The organism is Candidatus Woesearchaeota archaeon, from assembly GCA_016214075.1.
Lineage (GTDB): Archaea > Nanobdellota > Nanobdellia > Woesearchaeales > DSVV01 > JACRPI01.
Genome location: JACRPI010000037.1, coordinates 1 through 14,483, shown reverse-complemented (window position 1 = coordinate 14,483; position 14,483 = coordinate 1). Strand labels below are relative to the sequence as shown.

Sequence of the window (14,483 nt, the reverse complement as noted above, 5' to 3'; positions counted from 1 at the left end):
TAGGACACATAACATTGGACAAAGCGAAGAATTATCTCGAGGCGCATCACGCCAAAGCCACTCTTTACTGGAATCCCATCCCCGAAGCGAAGCGGAGGGGCGAGCGAAGCGAGGCCTTTAGGCATGGGAGGATGTCAAATATAACCTCTAATTTAACTGTTTATTATGGGACAATCGAGAGAATTTCCAGGTTTAGAAGTACTTATTGAAGCTCTTCGAGAAGACATTGGTCTCCTTGATATGGCAATACATGATATTCCTAAACAACAGCATGAAATTCTGTATAGCACACTTTTAGGGATGTCTCCTGAGGAACGGCATAGGCTATTGAGAATTTGCATCACGCTTGGTCAGGAAGATCGTTCTTTTCTTATTGAAACGATAGGAAGCGGGCTTATTGATAAACGAACTGGTCTTTATAATCGAACAAAGTTTACTACAGATTTAGGTGCGGCAATTGAAGTTGTTGATAGTCTTTATCGCCAACGAGAGCTTCCTTATTTATTGCAAGAAGAAAGAAGATTAGAAGCGGTTTTAGGTCTTCCTCCTCGAGCATCCGCATCTCATAGTGATGTTACTCTACTCCTTCTTGACATTGATCATTTCAAAAAAGTAAATGATGTATATGGTCATACTGTTGGAGATCGTGCTCTTCAACTTGTTTCAGTGATTGCACTTCAAAGCCTTCGCGCGGAGGATAATCAACGTTTCTACCGCTATGGTGGCGAAGAGTTTGCGGTTATATTGCCGTATACTTCTGTTGAACAAGGACTTGTTGTTGCGGAACGTATTCGAGAGAATGTTGAGAATCGACTCGCAGATTCACTTCCTAAACAAGGAAGATTTCCTGCTCGAGGAATTACGCTTTCCATTGGTCTTGCGAATTATCGCGCGACAACACCTCAAGCAAGTGAGCTTGTTGATCAGGCAGATCTTGCGCTCTATGCAGCGAAAGACGCAGGAAGAAATTGTGTGAAAAAATATAAAGAATCCATGCTTGCAAGCAGTATGCATGGCAGATACCTCGAAAAATTAGCTGAGCAGGAATAAGAGATTTAACAAAACCCAAACATTTTTAACGTTCCTTCTTTCTTCTTTTCTTATGCAATTCAAAGAAATGCTCAAAAAAATATGGTGGTTTATTTGGGAAAGCGATAGCTGGTGGAGTTGGCCTGTAAACCTGCTTCTTGCTTTTATTCTCATTAAATTCATTGTCTATCCAGGCCTTGGCTTTATTTTTGGCACTGCGTTTCCTGTTGTCGCTGTTGTTTCTGGGAGCATGGAACATGACGGGAGCTTCTCAGACTGGTGGTTGAGCGCTGCGTATTGTTCCACTTCCTGCTTACAAGGTGATTGGTACGCAGATTATGGCATTACTGAAGAGCAATTTAAGGATTTTTCCTTCAAAAATGGGTTCAACAAGGGGGATATTATGGTTCTGAAAGGGGTGGAACCTAAAAATATTAAAATTGGAGATGTTTTAGTATTTCAAAGCGCGTATGGAAATGAGCCCATTATTCATCGTGTTGTCTCAATTTCCGGTGATGAAACAACTGGTTTTGTGTACCAAACAAAAGGGGATCACAATGATGATTCAGGGAATATAGACACAAACATTCAGCAAGATGCGATTTATGGGAAAGCAATTTTTAGGATTCCTTTCCTTGGTTGGATCAAAATTGCCTTTATCTGGCTGATTAGTCCATTGCTCGAATTTATGCAATAGTATTGAGGTGAATTATAATGATGTTTTGTCCAAAATGTGGAGGATTACTTCTTCCAAAAGTAGATGGCAACAAAAAAACAATGCACTGCAAATGCGGCTACAGTACAAAGCAAGTCGATAGCGCGGTTCTTTCTGAGAAAATGCAGGAAAAACAGGCAATTAGTGTTGTGGAGAAGGAAATTGAGCCGCACCCGCTCACTATCGCGGAATGCCCAAAATGCAAGCATCGCAGGGCATATTTCTGGACAGTGCAGACCCGCGCGTCTGACGAACCGGAAACAAAGTTCATGAAATGCGAAAAATGCGAGCATGTGTGGAGAGATTATAGTTGAACATTTCTGTCAATTCAGTTGTTTTTCTTCAGCTGGTTTGGATAGTGCCCTGTATGTCATTTCCCTCGCTTGTCTTTGCATGGCTTTCTCAAAATCATTGACTATGTGCTCGTAAGAAAAAGCGTCACCCTCTTTCACTTGAGGGAGTATATGCCCAAGTGGAGGATTGCCTTTACTGTACACATAATCAAACACGCGGGAGAAGCGGTCGTAGTCGTCTTTTGGAAGTTCAAATATACTTCTTGTGCGCTTATTTTTACACAGAGAATCCCTCTTAAAAAATAAAGATACAGGAACATATAATATATTTCCCTCTGCAATGGCGCGTTCTTCTTTATTTTCCGCGTAGTGTAATTGAGCGGCGATGTCTGAAATCACTTCCTCTATTAAGAAGTCGTTCCAAGCCCCCCGAACCGCTATCCCTCCAAAATTGCTTGCAATATCTGCTTGATTCGTTTGAACAATTTGTGACCAATTTTTTTCTATAAAATCTCGAGCGTAAGGGGAGTTTATTTTATTGGCCGCGCCGCAAGTTTGCTTCATCAACGCTATCTCTCCCCGTAATCTGGAGATTGTTTTATGAATCTCAAAATCGTCGTACATATCCATGTATCCTGCATGATAGTCATATACCGGATCATGCTCTTTTCTCCATTTCTCGAGCAAGGCGCTTATCCCTATACGTGTCGCGAGGTGAGAATTTTCAGAACTTAATTGCTTTAGACTCCCCTCTTTCCGCTCCCTTATTTCTGGTCCTCCTATGTTTATAAAACGACTTAAGAAATTATGCAGTGGAAGTCGAACATATGTTGTAGCGTTATTTATTCTGCTTTCCAGATCATCGAGTTCTTGTTGTGTCTGTTCCGGCGAAAACATGACACAAAGAGAGGTAGCGGTATTTTTATAACTTTAGTATTAATTGTTTAAACAATACTTTTCTGTCTTTTTCTCACTCTTTTGTGTCTAAAAGTTTAAAAGAGTGAATTGGTTTCTTTGTACTTAAAAAGTGAGTATTATGGCTAATTTGAGTTTGATAACACAACGATTGAGTCTTTTTGGGAGGAAAAACGACCATCTTTTATTTGGAAAAGCAATAGATGATGATATGTCTTACTCTGAAAAAGGAAATTATGAATTTGTGCGTGATGATGTAAGAAGAGTTGACGTTGAAGTAACATATCTTAATTCTTGGTCTGAAACTGATTTAGATATTCGCTCTTGTCAGCTTATTAAACCCCCATATAAAGAAGTGTATTTTCCATTTCATAGTTGTGGGGGCAGAATTGACACATCTACCACAGAAGAGCATATTAAGAATGAATACTCACGAATAAGTTCCAAATATGGAATAACTATCAGTGGACGTATGGCTTTTCCTCCCAGAGAATTAGAGCTGATGATTGCCGATGGTCCAGATGCTAAAAAGCATAAGATGTGGAGTGAAGAAACAGATAATATAAAAATTCCTGTTGAGGAACTTACTTGTTTACGGTGTCATGAGTCACTATACGTTTTTATCAATGGAAATGCTCTTGCTAATGTTTTTGCAGATACTCTGCAACCTGCTGTCAACTCTTTCCGTTTTGGTCCGGGTTCTTTTAGGTCGCCATTTGGAGGGTTACATTCACAGATTACTGGTTTTTCAAGAAAAATATTAGATGAATTATATCGTAAAAGATCAAATACTTCTTTCGAATCTCTCCTCGAGCAGCTCTTTCCAAATATGCCTCCCTCAATCATGGAGGAGTTGCTTCGAGAAACTATAGGAAACATAGACGCAACCATTTTTTCACTCGAAAGAGAAGTTATGTTGGATTCTTTCGGTTATTCCCATGCTGATGCAGTAGGTCGCTTTACCATTAGCAATCCTCTTTCTGAAGAAAGATATGTTTTTAAAATAGTAAAGGAACGGCATGCTGCGGAACGAGAGCTGCTCATTGCAGAGGCAGCAACAAGGAGTCCTTTGGCACAATATATTGTTCACTTCAATACAGAAACGCCGCTTTCATATAAAGGATATCATCTCCTTGTTATGCCTGACCTTTCAGATGATATATTCCGAATCGATCCTGTGCGCCATAAAATCTATCAATCTGTTGGAGGGAAACAACTCTCTCCAATACTCAAGCACAGACTTTATGTTGCAAGTCTTTTCCACACGCATCTCAAACATCTCGCTGGTCATCCTGCATTTGAGGAGTCTGAAGTTCCACAGTATTATAGTGCCAGAGACCTTCGAAATAAGCTTGCATCATCCTTTGGAGAACGTAAAGCAACTGAACTTATAAGCTCAAACTTAAACGAGTCCATTGCATTTCTCGTGACACATAACGTTGATGGAACAAGAATAGTTCATAATGATATGCGTGCACAGAACTGGACTGGTCGTCAAGGCCATATACTCATTGATTATGGAAATGCAACCCGTGCAGATAAAGGAGGAGGTATATATCGAGATATTGTTCGCATCCTGTTAGCAGAGCAGAAGAGGTTTGTTTTCAACACATCATATATTCGAACAGCATTAGAATTCTATTATGCCGTGCGTCATTTTCATGAACCTGAACAGGCAGAGTTGACGCAACAAAATTATGCCTTAACTCTTGCATCGTTGCATGTAGAGGCATATCGCGCAATGTATATTGCCAGCAAAACCATGCCTCATCATCAGTGTGATAGCGAAATTGAACGCTGTAAAGCAATTGCACAGTTCGCAGAAAAAGAAGCGCTTAGAGTTCTTACTTGAGAAATTCTTGTATGCTCCCACCAAGTGTTGGTATGGTTTTTACTATTCCAAAAAGATATGGAGAGATAAAAATACCCTCCTTTGTCTTTTGAACCTCAGAAATTCGATGATAGAGGAGATCCTCTTTCAGTCTGACAATCTTTTCTATGTCAGTAAAATCTTTTTTATAATAAAATGTTTCTAGCCCCTGAACCAATCTCTTGGTATCTTCAAGATACGCAATGATACCAGATGAAAATCTTCTGTGCTTAGATTTTACAATTGCTTTATAGCAATAATAAATAGTATGCTGTGCCATAAGTAATTTTTGTACCATCTGCCATCTGAAGGGGTCTAGCTGTTTCTCTTTGAAAAGAGTTCTTGAAAAAAAGTTGCAGAATCTATCGAAACGCATCATAAGTTCCTGTACTGTGGAAAGCCTTTCAAATGATCCTTTTTTAATATCTTCAGTAATAATTGCTAATACTTCATACATAATAAAAAAAACTTTTCTCAGGAGGACATCTGCTTTTTCTTCTGTTGGTTCTGTAAGACTTTCAAGGATGCACTTATTTTCTTCTTCATGCACTATCTCAAATCCAAGAAGGTAATTTGTTACTAAATAACGAATTATATTAAGAGTCTTTTCTGATTTATATTCGATGACTATCCGGTCGTATCCAACTCTATACAATGTATTAAGATATATGCGAATTACTTTTTCGTTCTCTGTATGCATACAGAACTTGTATTCTTTCTTTTCTTTTTTCTTCTTCTTATCAGTACTAATTTCTACTATCGAACCCTTCGCTTCTATCTCCACCTCATCCCCCTTCTCGATGCCTTGCTCCTTCACCCACTGATGCGGCAAACTCACCATCAGCGTACTCTGACCTATCTTGCTTACCTTTCGTTTCATAACCATAAGAAATCAAAACGCCTATTTATATTTTTTGATTGAGTTATAACTTTCTTACCAGTTATTATAATTATTGCCATAAGTTATTATTCTTACTTCTCCTCCTTTAGAACAGAGGCGCGGAGGCAAAATGATCATTTCAACAAAACAGTGGGATTGGGACAATTGGGTATGGAATAAGGAGTACAAGGGAAGTTTGGCACAGGCAACAAAGACAGCAGTGCATGTGGATAAAGTGTACACAAATAGCATAGATATTGTTGCCGTTTACAAAGGACGTGACCAATATTATGTCCAGTCTTTTGATCAGTCCACTTTGGCGCAATCCTGCTCTTTGCTTGGCGTTACTCATCCTAATGAGTTAGAAGGAAAAACGCTTGACGCGTACATCACGGAAACAGAGATTGTGGCAATGAGGAAGCAAAAAGAAATCCCTGCTCAAGGTGAAAGCTGGAATGGAGTTTTGTAGATGAAAAAAGCAAAAACAGCGATTTCGCTCACGGGATTGATTGGTATTTGCGCCTTCAGTACTGAATGCTCTGCTGCAATACCTGAAGAGAACAGACCACTGGAGCAGAGAAATCAGGCAACGTTAGCGGAAATTATTTATTCAGTGGATAGAGATGTTCCGATGATAACCAAATCAGGACCGCTATCCACAACTCTGGCAAACCCTATGCGAGTTTCAGAAAAGCAAAAGCAAGGATATGAGGAAATAGAGTTTTCGCTCTCTCATAATGTTCATGTCGGAGCGTTAGTGAAAATAGTAGATCCGAATGGACCGTACATTATTTCTACGCATGGCTTTTTGTCAGACAAAGAAGCGCACGCGGTGAGAAATTATCTCTCAATAGGGGAGTATCTTCTGGATTTTAATCATATAATAATAGATCATTCGACAAGCGGCGCTTTTGTCGCGAAGAATGGTCAGCCTGGATTAGGCGGCATTGAAGAAGGATATATTCTCACAGAAATCGCGAAGCAGATAAAAAAACAAGGAGCGACTTCAATTCATTTGTTTGGAGTCAGTATGGGCGGGGCAGGCGTGCTTCACGCGGCATTTAGGGGAAAAGAAAGTATAGATTCCGCGCTTGTTTTTTCAGGCGTAACAGACTTGCTGGATGTGCCTGCGGCGGCGCTGCGATCATTGACAAAAGAGGGATTATGCGGCACGCGTTATTGGAATTGGTCAACAATAAACGCCTCCATCGGCTTGCATAGTTTATTGCCTCCGCAATTTATCGAAGCGCAAAAAATATCGCAGTATCAAAATCTCTCATTTGACAGCACATGTGAATTCTATTTACAAACAACAAGATACAACAACACAGAATATCTTGAGGAATTATACGCCCCATACATTTCTGGAAAAATTTTACCAGACAGGCTTCCAGAAACAACAAGAGAATATCTTGCGCAGAGCAATGCGGCTCTCATCGCGGATCACATTGAAGTACCTGTATTTCTCGTCCACGCGGCGGACGATCCAGTCGTCGCGCCCGCGCACTTTTATGATTTTATGCTGGCGGCAGGAGCGAATCCAATGATTAAAGGAACGATTCTCCCTGACGGCGGTCACAATGGATTTAGCGCGGCGTACGGAAAAAAGTGGGAAGCTTGCGTGATAAAAACAGATGTCGCGTATTGGTCGCAAGAAAAAGTAAATTTTGATAAAGAGTGCTTTTAACGTGTTGCGTATGGAAAAAATAAATTTAGAAGATGTACTTGGCTGCAAACCGGAAAGAACATATTTGGGAGGCGGATATCTGGAAGATATCTGCTGTTTTCGTGATCTTCATTTTTCTTTTGAAGGCAAACCACAGCTCAGTGCGACACTTCATTTTGAGTATTCCGCATTGGCAAACAGCAGCGAGGGTTTTCATTTATCTGCCATGAATGTTCAATTTCTTGTCCCGTATCTCTGCGCAGAGTTGATTGCCGCGGTATTAGAAAAGAATGGACGAAAATTACTATCCACACGGCTGCTGCGGTCACAGCAGAAATATTCGCAATATATTCAGGAGCCGCATTCTATTAACTTTCGCGTCACTATGGAGAAAGAAAGTCAAACCTGTTTCTCATTACGCTATGAAATTACCGCGCCAATGGAAAACAAAAATGCTTTTTCAGGCACAATGGTTTTTGATGCTGCCAGCAATGGCGGTACAGATGGGTATTCGCTGCCCACGCTTTTTACTCCTATCATCTGCAAAGAACAATATGCGCTTGATGACATTTTTTACAACGATAAACAAATCAAAGCAAGAATGACACGAGAGGGATCACACTTTTTAGAGCGACATCATGCGCATAATGGCAGGTTTCCTTCCGCCACAATCATACACGGCGCGTTAGGACAGCTCAGCAGAGCATTATTTTGCGGGCTTTTTGGTTTTGACCGGCAGAAAATAATTAAGGCATTGGCATATAAGGCGCAGCATACCTATCATCATGCGTGTTTTGATGACAAAGAAGCAATCATGGATGTTGCTGCTTCTGACGAGGTTGTTATCGTGGGGAGGCATGGAGTGCAGTACGCACTTATTACAACAACATACACTTTGCATGATACAAACACACAATATGCAAGGACACAATATGCGAGCGGCGCGCTGTACGTTGCCTGTCCAATGCCTTCAATGACTCCTGAACAACAGCGAAATGTTCATGCGAAATTCTCCGTAAGGCAGTAATTTTTTCAATATAACAAACTATATAAATCAGTCGTATCTCTATATATTTTCGAAAATAGTATAAATACTCATTAGGAGGTGTCTGTATGGCAGGCGAAGATGACGACAGCTTTTTAGAAGAGGACGCGGGAGATAAAGATCAACAGAACTTTGATGAGGATGTTGATAACGATGAGATCACTCCTGGAGAAGAAGGATTCTTACAAGGTTATGATTCCGCTGAAGGCGAAAGCGAAGAGAAAACAGAGAAGCCTAAAGAAGAAGGGGAAGAAGGAAAGTAATTTTTTTTCTTTGTTTTATCTTTTTACTATTTTTGATTCTTTGATGGAGTTTACTTTGATGTGCCATTCGATCTTTCGAGTAAGGTAATTTTTTTGATATGAAATAAGTGATAAAGACATGGGGATTCTAAAGGACTATAAGGCGATTCAGACAGGAGCATGGCGAATATTTTCTCAACAGCAAAGAAAATACACGCACCTGCAACACAAATTGTCAGGGGGACCCAATGCTCCTGTGGAGCATTGGGGTTTTATAAGAATAAAAGGGGCATAAATGACCTTCTTTCTTTCTTATGGAAAGAGGATGATTTCACTTGCAGAATCGAATGTCACACTCCAATGAAACTTTTATATACAACCTTCTCTCTACAATACTGATGAACTATTCCGACGCAATTATTGTGCTTCTTAAAAAGCATGTTCCAGAGAACATCGAAATAAAACTGGAAACTCCTCCAAACTTAGAACTTGGTGATTTCGCGTTTCCCTGCTTCGCGCTCTCTAAAATTCACAAAAAAAGTCCACAACTCATCGCGCACGATCTTGCCGCGAAATTGAGTGGCGTGGATTCTTCTCTTCTTGATAAAGTTGCGTCTAATGGTCCATATGTGAATTTTTATCTCAACAAGAAAAATCTTTCGACAAGTGTTCTCCACAAAATTCAGCAGCAAAAAGAAAAATACGGACAGCAGACGTATGGCGAAAAAATCATGGTGGAGTTTTCCAGCCCAAATACCAACAAACCTCTTCATTTAGGTCATGTTCGAAATATTTCTTTAGGTGATAGTATTTCTCGTATTCTTTCTTTCCTCGGTAACGATGTGATCAAAGGATGTCTTGTGAATGATCGTGGGATTCACATCTGCAAATCCATGCTTGCCTACAAAAAATGGGGACATAACAAAAACCCTGACAAAAAATCAGATTTCTTTGTCGGCGATTTCTATGTTCTTTTCGCGAAAAAATCCGCTGAACATCCTGAACTCGAGCAGGAAGCGCAGGAGATGCTGCGTCTCTGGGAAAAAGGAGACAAAGAAGTTGTCGCGCTCTGGAAAAAAATGAATAGCTGGGTATATGCGGGTTTTGAAGAAACGTACGCGAAGCTCGGTGTTTCTTTTGACAAATATTATTATGAAAGTGCTATTTATCTTTTCGGCAAAGAAATTGCGCAGGAAGGACTGAAAAAAGAAATATTCTTTGACAAAGACGGAGCTATTGTTGCTTCACTTCAGGAATTTAGTTTGCCTGACAAAGTCCTTGTTCGTTCTGATGGCACCACTATTTACATCACGCAAGATATGTATCTCGCGCTGAAAAAATTTGAAGATTACAAACTTGATAAATCTATTTATGTTGTTGGTTCTGAGCAGAATCTGCATTTCCAGCAATTGTTTGCTATCCTGAAAAAGCTCGGACATAAATCCGCAGATGGTTGTTATCATCTCAGTTATGGTATGGTCAATCTTCCAGAAGGAAAGATGAAAAGCCGCGAAGGAACTGTTGTTGACGCGGATACGCTCATTGCTGAATTGACGACACTTGCTCAGGAAGAAATCCAGAAGCGACATCCTGATCTTGAACCCGTTATTTTACAGAGCAGAAGCAGGCAGGTAGGAATTGCCGCGCTGAAATTTCACATGCTGAAAATTGACGCCGCGAAAGATATGGTGTACAATCCTAAAGAAAGTATTAGTTTTGAAGGGGAGACAGGGCCGTATGTGCAATATACGCACGCGCGTATTTCAAGTATCTTGCGAAAACATGGGGAGCTTGCTTCAGATATTTCTCTTTCTTCCCTTGGAGATCGTGAACTTGCGCTTGCGAGTATGCTTGAGAAATTTCCCGCGATTATTGCTGACGCAGCTTCTCATTATAAGCCGTCGTATATCTGTCGTTATTTATTAGATCTCTGTCAGGAATTCAATAGTTATTATCATGATGTTCCTGTATTGAAAGCAGAGGAAGACGTGAAGCTCGCTCGTTTGTATGTACTTGCTTCTGTGAAAATTGTGCTCCAGAATGGATTGAACTTGTTGGGCATTGAAGCGCCGGAAGAGATGTAGATTTTTTTTGTTATTTTATCTTCTTAAGAACTTCTATAATCTCAAGCGCTCCTTGTTTTAATCTGTTTATATCTTCTTTTATACTTTCCATTGCTCGGATTGTTGGAATGACATGTTTCTCTTTAAGTATAGGAATTGCTTCTGTTAATGAACGACAAACATGCGCGACGCCGTCTATTTCCACGCTTGCTTTCATTGTTTGTATCATACTCTTTGTTGTTATGTCCCACTCTTCTAATTTTTTTAATGCTTCCGCGATAATTGCGATTTTTTGTCGTTCGCTTGTTATAATTATTTGCAGTGCTTCTTTTATTCCATGCAATCTCGCAGCAGCATTGTAGTATTTATCGCTTTCATCCTGTTTTTTTATTTTCGTCGTAACATATTTACTGAGGCTAAACAAATTATTGTATAACCTTTCTAGACTGCTTTCCAGAGGAAGCATCTTTCTTAATACAACATACTCTTTTCTTCCAACGTTTTGTTCAAGAGAAAGTTTTCCTTCAATCTCTTCAAGTATTTTTACTGCTTTTTTCTTGTCTGTTTCTGCGCAGAATTTCTTAATGAGTGCTTCAATCTCTCTTTCAATTTTAATGTCAAGTGCCATAATCTTTTCTAATGTCTGGACAACGGTCTCCATATTTTCAAGGAAAACCTTTATTTTCTTTGGATCTAATGGGGGAGGATCGTTTGGCGCATCATTATTCGGCTCTTGTGAACTTGATCCTTTTATTCCTTCAAAAATTAAAGGCGCTGCACAAAAGATAGTTGGGAAAAAGTTTCTTTCTATCCAGATATATCCATTCTCTCCCCATTTTGCTCCCCAGCTATTTCTCACTTTAAACGCAGCAATGCTTTTTCCAGGATTTTGCGGATCAGGAAATTGATTGGAAAAACCAACAATTGTCATTGCGTGTCCTCCTAATCCTGTCCCTGCTGCTTTGGTATAAAGATACGGCGCACTGCTTCCTCTGTTCGCAAATTCAAGATCAACCCAGACTGCAATGAGAATAGGATTTCCGTTTTGAAGTTCTGCTACCCAGTCATCAGGATCAACACTTATTGCACGGACTGCTCCCACTTGTTTTGTATTTGCGTCTGCTTGCGCTTCTTGATTTGGCAAGTCTCTAAATTTTGTTGGCAATCCGTCTCCATCAATAGGCATCCATGACCACAACGGTTCTAGACACGATCGTGGCCCAATATTTGGAATATCATGCATGTACGTTCCTTCATTTCCTTGTTTGTTTCTTCTGAACAAATACCAAAGAAAAACTTCTGAGAGATCATTGTTCAGCATGATTTCTTGTGCTCTGCGATTGAGAAGATACTCAATAATTGATCCTCCCGCAAACGCCGCGCAAGCGGAACTGCTTCCTTGATTTTTGATTGGCAAAAAAGCAGGAGATAAATCGATATCGAGAGGAGTAATAATCTTTGAGGGTCCTGGTGGCGCTGGTGGTGGGATCTGTCTAGGAATAGGAAACTTTGGTTTTGGTGGTGGTGTAGGATCGTATTTTGGGCTTGGACCTTTGTTCCACGGAGGATGTGGCGTTGGTCTTGGTTGTACTGGTGTTAGCGGAACAACAGGAGTAGGTCCTGGTGGAGAAGGAGATGTTGGTCTCGTAGGGGGAGTTGTTGGTGTTGTGCTCGGCGCTGTTGTTTTTGCTGTTGTGCTTTTTGTTGTCGTGCTATGATCGTCTGCTTTTTTCTTTTCATCACCATGTCCTTCTTTTTTTGCACTCAATTTCTCTGCAATAGCTTCAACTACTTTATCGCCGCCTAAAGCCATCAACAAATTGTAGAAACCCGCAATCAACGCGATAATTCCTCCCCAGACAAGCGGTTCTGTTAAATCGGTATAAAGTTGTGTTTCAGGAGAAGCGTTTGCTTGGATGTTTCCTACAAGCCCAAAAATAAACAAAGTAATGAGAATGTAAATAATGCCACTCAGTATTCTTTTGGTTCTGTCTTCTCCATTCAAGAGTTTGAGGTTAATGACAAAACCAACTCCTGCAGGTAAAATGGCAAACAAAATCACAAGAAGCGCATGATACATTTTGAAAATGTAGAGCAGGAGTTTGTAGGGAACAAGAATCGCACTGGTGAGCGCGATAATAAACGCAATCACCGCGACCGCGCGCTTCATCGAACCTTCTCCTAATGATTTGATGTGCATTCCTGCGCCATGGAGCACAGCGAAAAGAATAACGAAGAACGCGAATTTTAACCAAACCGAAAACGCTATTGTTGTACTTAAATTGAAGAAGATGTATCGTAGTTGGTTTGTAACAGGATCAAGGGTTGAAGCAGCTACAGTTGTCGTTATCAAAATACTGAGAAGAAACAAACAAAACAGGAAAATAATACTTTTTCTTTTCTGTCCAAGACGTTGCATCCCCTTTTCTTCTCTACTATAATATATAAATTTATCATCTCTCTTGCTTCTGTTTCTGGCTCCCAAACAACAACCTTTATATATCACTGGAAAATTCAGAATTATAGTATAATCAAACAGGCGATCATTATGGCAAAACAAACAGTTGATGCATTGGTTCCAGGAGGAAAGGCAACCGCAGCACCTCCACTCGGTCCAGCACTTGGTCCACTTGGCGTAAACATCGGTCAAGTTATTGTTGAAATCAACAAGAAAACTTCTAGCTTCAAAGGAATGCAAGTTCCAGTTAAAGTAACCGTCGATACAGACACAAAAGAATTCACTGTTTCTGTTGGGACGCCACCAGCGTCCGCGCTTATTAAACAGGAAGCAGGTCTTGAAAAAGGATCTTCTAACCCATTAGCAGAAAAAGTCGCGGACATCAAAATCGAACAGGCAATCAAAGTTTCCAAAATGAAACAAGATTCTCTCCTCGGAAAAACAACAAAAGAACGAGTGAAAGAAATCATTGGAACATGCCAATCCATGGGTATCCTTGTTGAAGGAAAACCAGCACATGAAATCATTGTCGCGATTGACAATGGCGCATTCGCTCAGGAAATCGCAACTGAAAAAACTGAAATTTCTGCAGAAGAACTCAAAGCACTTGAAGTTGAGAAAAAACGTATGCAGGAAGAAATTACAAAGAGACGCGCGGAATTCGAATCACTCGCGAAAGGTATGCTCAAAGAACTTGGCGAAGCCGCGACAAACTCACAGAAGAGAAACAAGCTTGCAGAAGCGAAGATTCCACAGCTTATTATCGATCAGCTTGTTCCACCTGAAAAAGCAGCTCCTGCAGCAGGCGGCGCAGGTAAGAAGTAATTCGCTTTTTTATTCTTCTTATTCTTTTCGCTATTATTCTTTTTGTTTTCTTCAATATTTTTTATATTACTCAATAATAAAAGGTTAAATTGTGATGGAGGACTTTTGTTCAGCGATTTAAGGTTTATGTGGCGATTCTTGTGGTTTTGAACCTTTTGTCTACTCCACTCTTCAGTAGTACTTGACCAAAACCTTTAAATATAACTTAGTCCTACTCTATAGTAATTAGTTTGGGAAATTGAGATTACTTTCTAATCACCTCTTTTCCCGAGCAATGCCCTTCGCAAGAAGGGTGTTGCACGGGTTTGCCGCTTCTTGCGATAGCTTTCTAGAATTTTTGATTCTCCTTACTCTCATTTTTTTTGCTTTTTCTTAGAGCCTATCCCGAAAGGAATAAATAGTAGCTTTCTCATTGAATAGATATTAGGGAATGGGTCACGTGAGAATGAGAAGAGGTGACCCGATGGGATTAGTTGTTAGAG

General features: G+C 40.1%; 13 protein-coding genes. 10 read left to right on the top strand and 3 right to left on the bottom strand.

The window, feature by feature from the left end:
* Window positions 1-165: 165 nt before the first annotated feature.
* The 3 genes from HZC31_07115 to HZC31_07105 are packed head-to-tail and all read left to right on the top strand — an operon-like array spanning window position 166 to window position 2,058.
* Window positions 166-1,050 carry a GGDEF domain-containing protein gene (locus HZC31_07115; GenBank protein ID MBI5003129.1) on the top strand — a complete coding sequence of 295 codons (885 nt, stop codon included), beginning with the start codon at window positions 166-168 and terminating at the stop codon, window positions 1,048-1,050.
* 52 nt (window positions 1,051-1,102) lie between these two features.
* Window positions 1,103-1,726 carry a signal peptidase I gene (locus tag HZC31_07110; protein ID MBI5003128.1) on the top strand — a complete coding sequence of 208 codons (624 nt, stop codon included), beginning with the start codon at window positions 1,103-1,105 and terminating at the stop codon, window positions 1,724-1,726.
* Between the two features lie 17 nt (window positions 1,727-1,743).
* Entirely contained in the window at window positions 1,744-2,058 is a 315-nt protein-coding gene (locus HZC31_07105; protein ID MBI5003127.1) for a transcription factor S, read from the top strand.
* A gap of 9 nt (window positions 2,059-2,067) precedes the next feature.
* Here the strand turns inward: HZC31_07105 and HZC31_07100 are convergent, their stop codons facing one another.
* Window positions 2,068-2,667 (bottom strand): hypothetical protein, encoded by a 600-nt coding sequence (locus tag HZC31_07100; GenBank protein ID MBI5003126.1) that lies wholly within the window; start codon window positions 2,665-2,667, stop codon window positions 2,068-2,070.
* A 406-nt stretch (window positions 2,668-3,073) separates the two neighbouring features.
* Between HZC31_07100 and HZC31_07095 the strand changes: the two genes are divergently transcribed.
* Entirely contained in the window at window positions 3,074-4,804 is a 1,731-nt protein-coding gene (locus HZC31_07095) for a hypothetical protein (GenBank protein ID MBI5003125.1), read from the top strand.
* Here HZC31_07095 and HZC31_07090 read toward each other — a convergent pair.
* Window positions 4,797-5,702 (bottom strand): phosphate uptake regulator PhoU, encoded by a 906-nt coding sequence (locus tag HZC31_07090; GenBank protein MBI5003124.1) that lies wholly within the window; start codon window positions 5,700-5,702, stop codon window positions 4,797-4,799. The genes HZC31_07095 and HZC31_07090 overlap by 8 nt on opposite strands.
* A gap of 130 nt (window positions 5,703-5,832) precedes the next feature.
* Here HZC31_07090 and HZC31_07085 point away from each other — a divergent pair, with 130 nt between their 5' ends.
* From HZC31_07085 to argS, 5 genes are all read left to right on the top strand, one after another.
* Entirely contained in the window at window positions 5,833-6,171 is a 339-nt protein-coding gene (locus HZC31_07085) for a hypothetical protein (GenBank protein MBI5003123.1), read from the top strand.
* Window positions 6,172-7,389 carry an alpha/beta hydrolase gene (locus HZC31_07080; GenBank protein MBI5003122.1) on the top strand — a complete coding sequence of 406 codons (1,218 nt, stop codon included), beginning with the start codon at window positions 6,172-6,174 and terminating at the stop codon, window positions 7,387-7,389.
* Between the two features lie 10 nt (window positions 7,390-7,399).
* The gene (locus tag HZC31_07075) at window positions 7,400-8,395 is read left to right on the top strand and encodes a hypothetical protein (protein MBI5003121.1); all 996 of its coding nucleotides are present in this window, start codon (window positions 7,400-7,402) and stop codon (window positions 8,393-8,395) included.
* A gap of 86 nt (window positions 8,396-8,481) precedes the next feature.
* A complete protein-coding gene (locus HZC31_07070; GenBank protein MBI5003120.1) occupies window positions 8,482-8,676 on the top strand; it encodes a hypothetical protein in 195 nt (64 codons plus the stop codon).
* A gap of 377 nt (window positions 8,677-9,053) precedes the next feature.
* Complete coding sequence (gene argS / locus HZC31_07065; protein MBI5003119.1) at window positions 9,054-10,739, top strand: arginine--tRNA ligase; 1,686 nt, start codon at window positions 9,054-9,056, stop codon at window positions 10,737-10,739.
* Between the two features lie 10 nt (window positions 10,740-10,749).
* On the opposite strand, the gene HZC31_07060 is transcribed toward argS, so the two are convergent.
* Window positions 10,750-13,137, bottom strand: a complete 2,388-nt coding sequence (locus tag HZC31_07060) for a hypothetical protein (GenBank protein ID MBI5003118.1) — start codon at window positions 13,135-13,137, stop codon at window positions 10,750-10,752.
* A 129-nt stretch (window positions 13,138-13,266) separates the two neighbouring features.
* Between HZC31_07060 and HZC31_07055 the strand changes: the two genes are divergently transcribed.
* Window positions 13,267-14,001, top strand: a complete 735-nt coding sequence (locus HZC31_07055; protein MBI5003117.1) for a 50S ribosomal protein L11 — start codon at window positions 13,267-13,269, stop codon at window positions 13,999-14,001.
* Window positions 14,002-14,483 lie beyond the last annotated feature (482 nt).

Excerpts from the sequence above, each read along its gene's own strand:
- HZC31_07110 (MBI5003128.1), top strand. The coding sequence starts at position 1,103 with ATGCAATTCAAAGAAATGCTCAAAAAAATATGGTGGTTTATTTGGGAA.
- HZC31_07080 (MBI5003122.1), top strand. The coding sequence starts at position 6,172 with ATGAAAAAAGCAAAAACAGCGATTTCGCTCACGGGATTGATTGGTATT.
- HZC31_07095 (MBI5003125.1), top strand. The coding sequence starts at position 3,074 with ATGGCTAATTTGAGTTTGATAACACAACGATTGAGTCTTTTTGGGAGG.
- HZC31_07060 (MBI5003118.1), bottom strand. The coding sequence starts at position 13,137 with ATGCAACGTCTTGGACAGAAAAGAAAAAGTATTATTTTCCTGTTTTGT.
- HZC31_07085 (MBI5003123.1), top strand. The coding sequence starts at position 5,833 with ATGATCATTTCAACAAAACAGTGGGATTGGGACAATTGGGTATGGAAT.
- argS (MBI5003119.1), top strand. The coding sequence starts at position 9,054 with ATGAACTATTCCGACGCAATTATTGTGCTTCTTAAAAAGCATGTTCCA.
- HZC31_07115 (MBI5003129.1), top strand. The coding sequence starts at position 166 with ATGGGACAATCGAGAGAATTTCCAGGTTTAGAAGTACTTATTGAAGCT.
- HZC31_07090 (MBI5003124.1), bottom strand. The coding sequence starts at position 5,702 with ATGAAACGAAAGGTAAGCAAGATAGGTCAGAGTACGCTGATGGTGAGT.
- HZC31_07070 (MBI5003120.1), top strand. The coding sequence starts at position 8,482 with ATGGCAGGCGAAGATGACGACAGCTTTTTAGAAGAGGACGCGGGAGAT.
- HZC31_07105 (MBI5003127.1), top strand. The coding sequence starts at position 1,744 with ATGATGTTTTGTCCAAAATGTGGAGGATTACTTCTTCCAAAAGTAGAT.
- HZC31_07100 (MBI5003126.1), bottom strand. The coding sequence starts at position 2,667 with ATGGATATGTACGACGATTTTGAGATTCATAAAACAATCTCCAGATTA.
- HZC31_07055 (MBI5003117.1), top strand. The coding sequence starts at position 13,267 with ATGGCAAAACAAACAGTTGATGCATTGGTTCCAGGAGGAAAGGCAACC.
- HZC31_07075 (MBI5003121.1), top strand. The coding sequence starts at position 7,400 with ATGGAAAAAATAAATTTAGAAGATGTACTTGGCTGCAAACCGGAAAGA.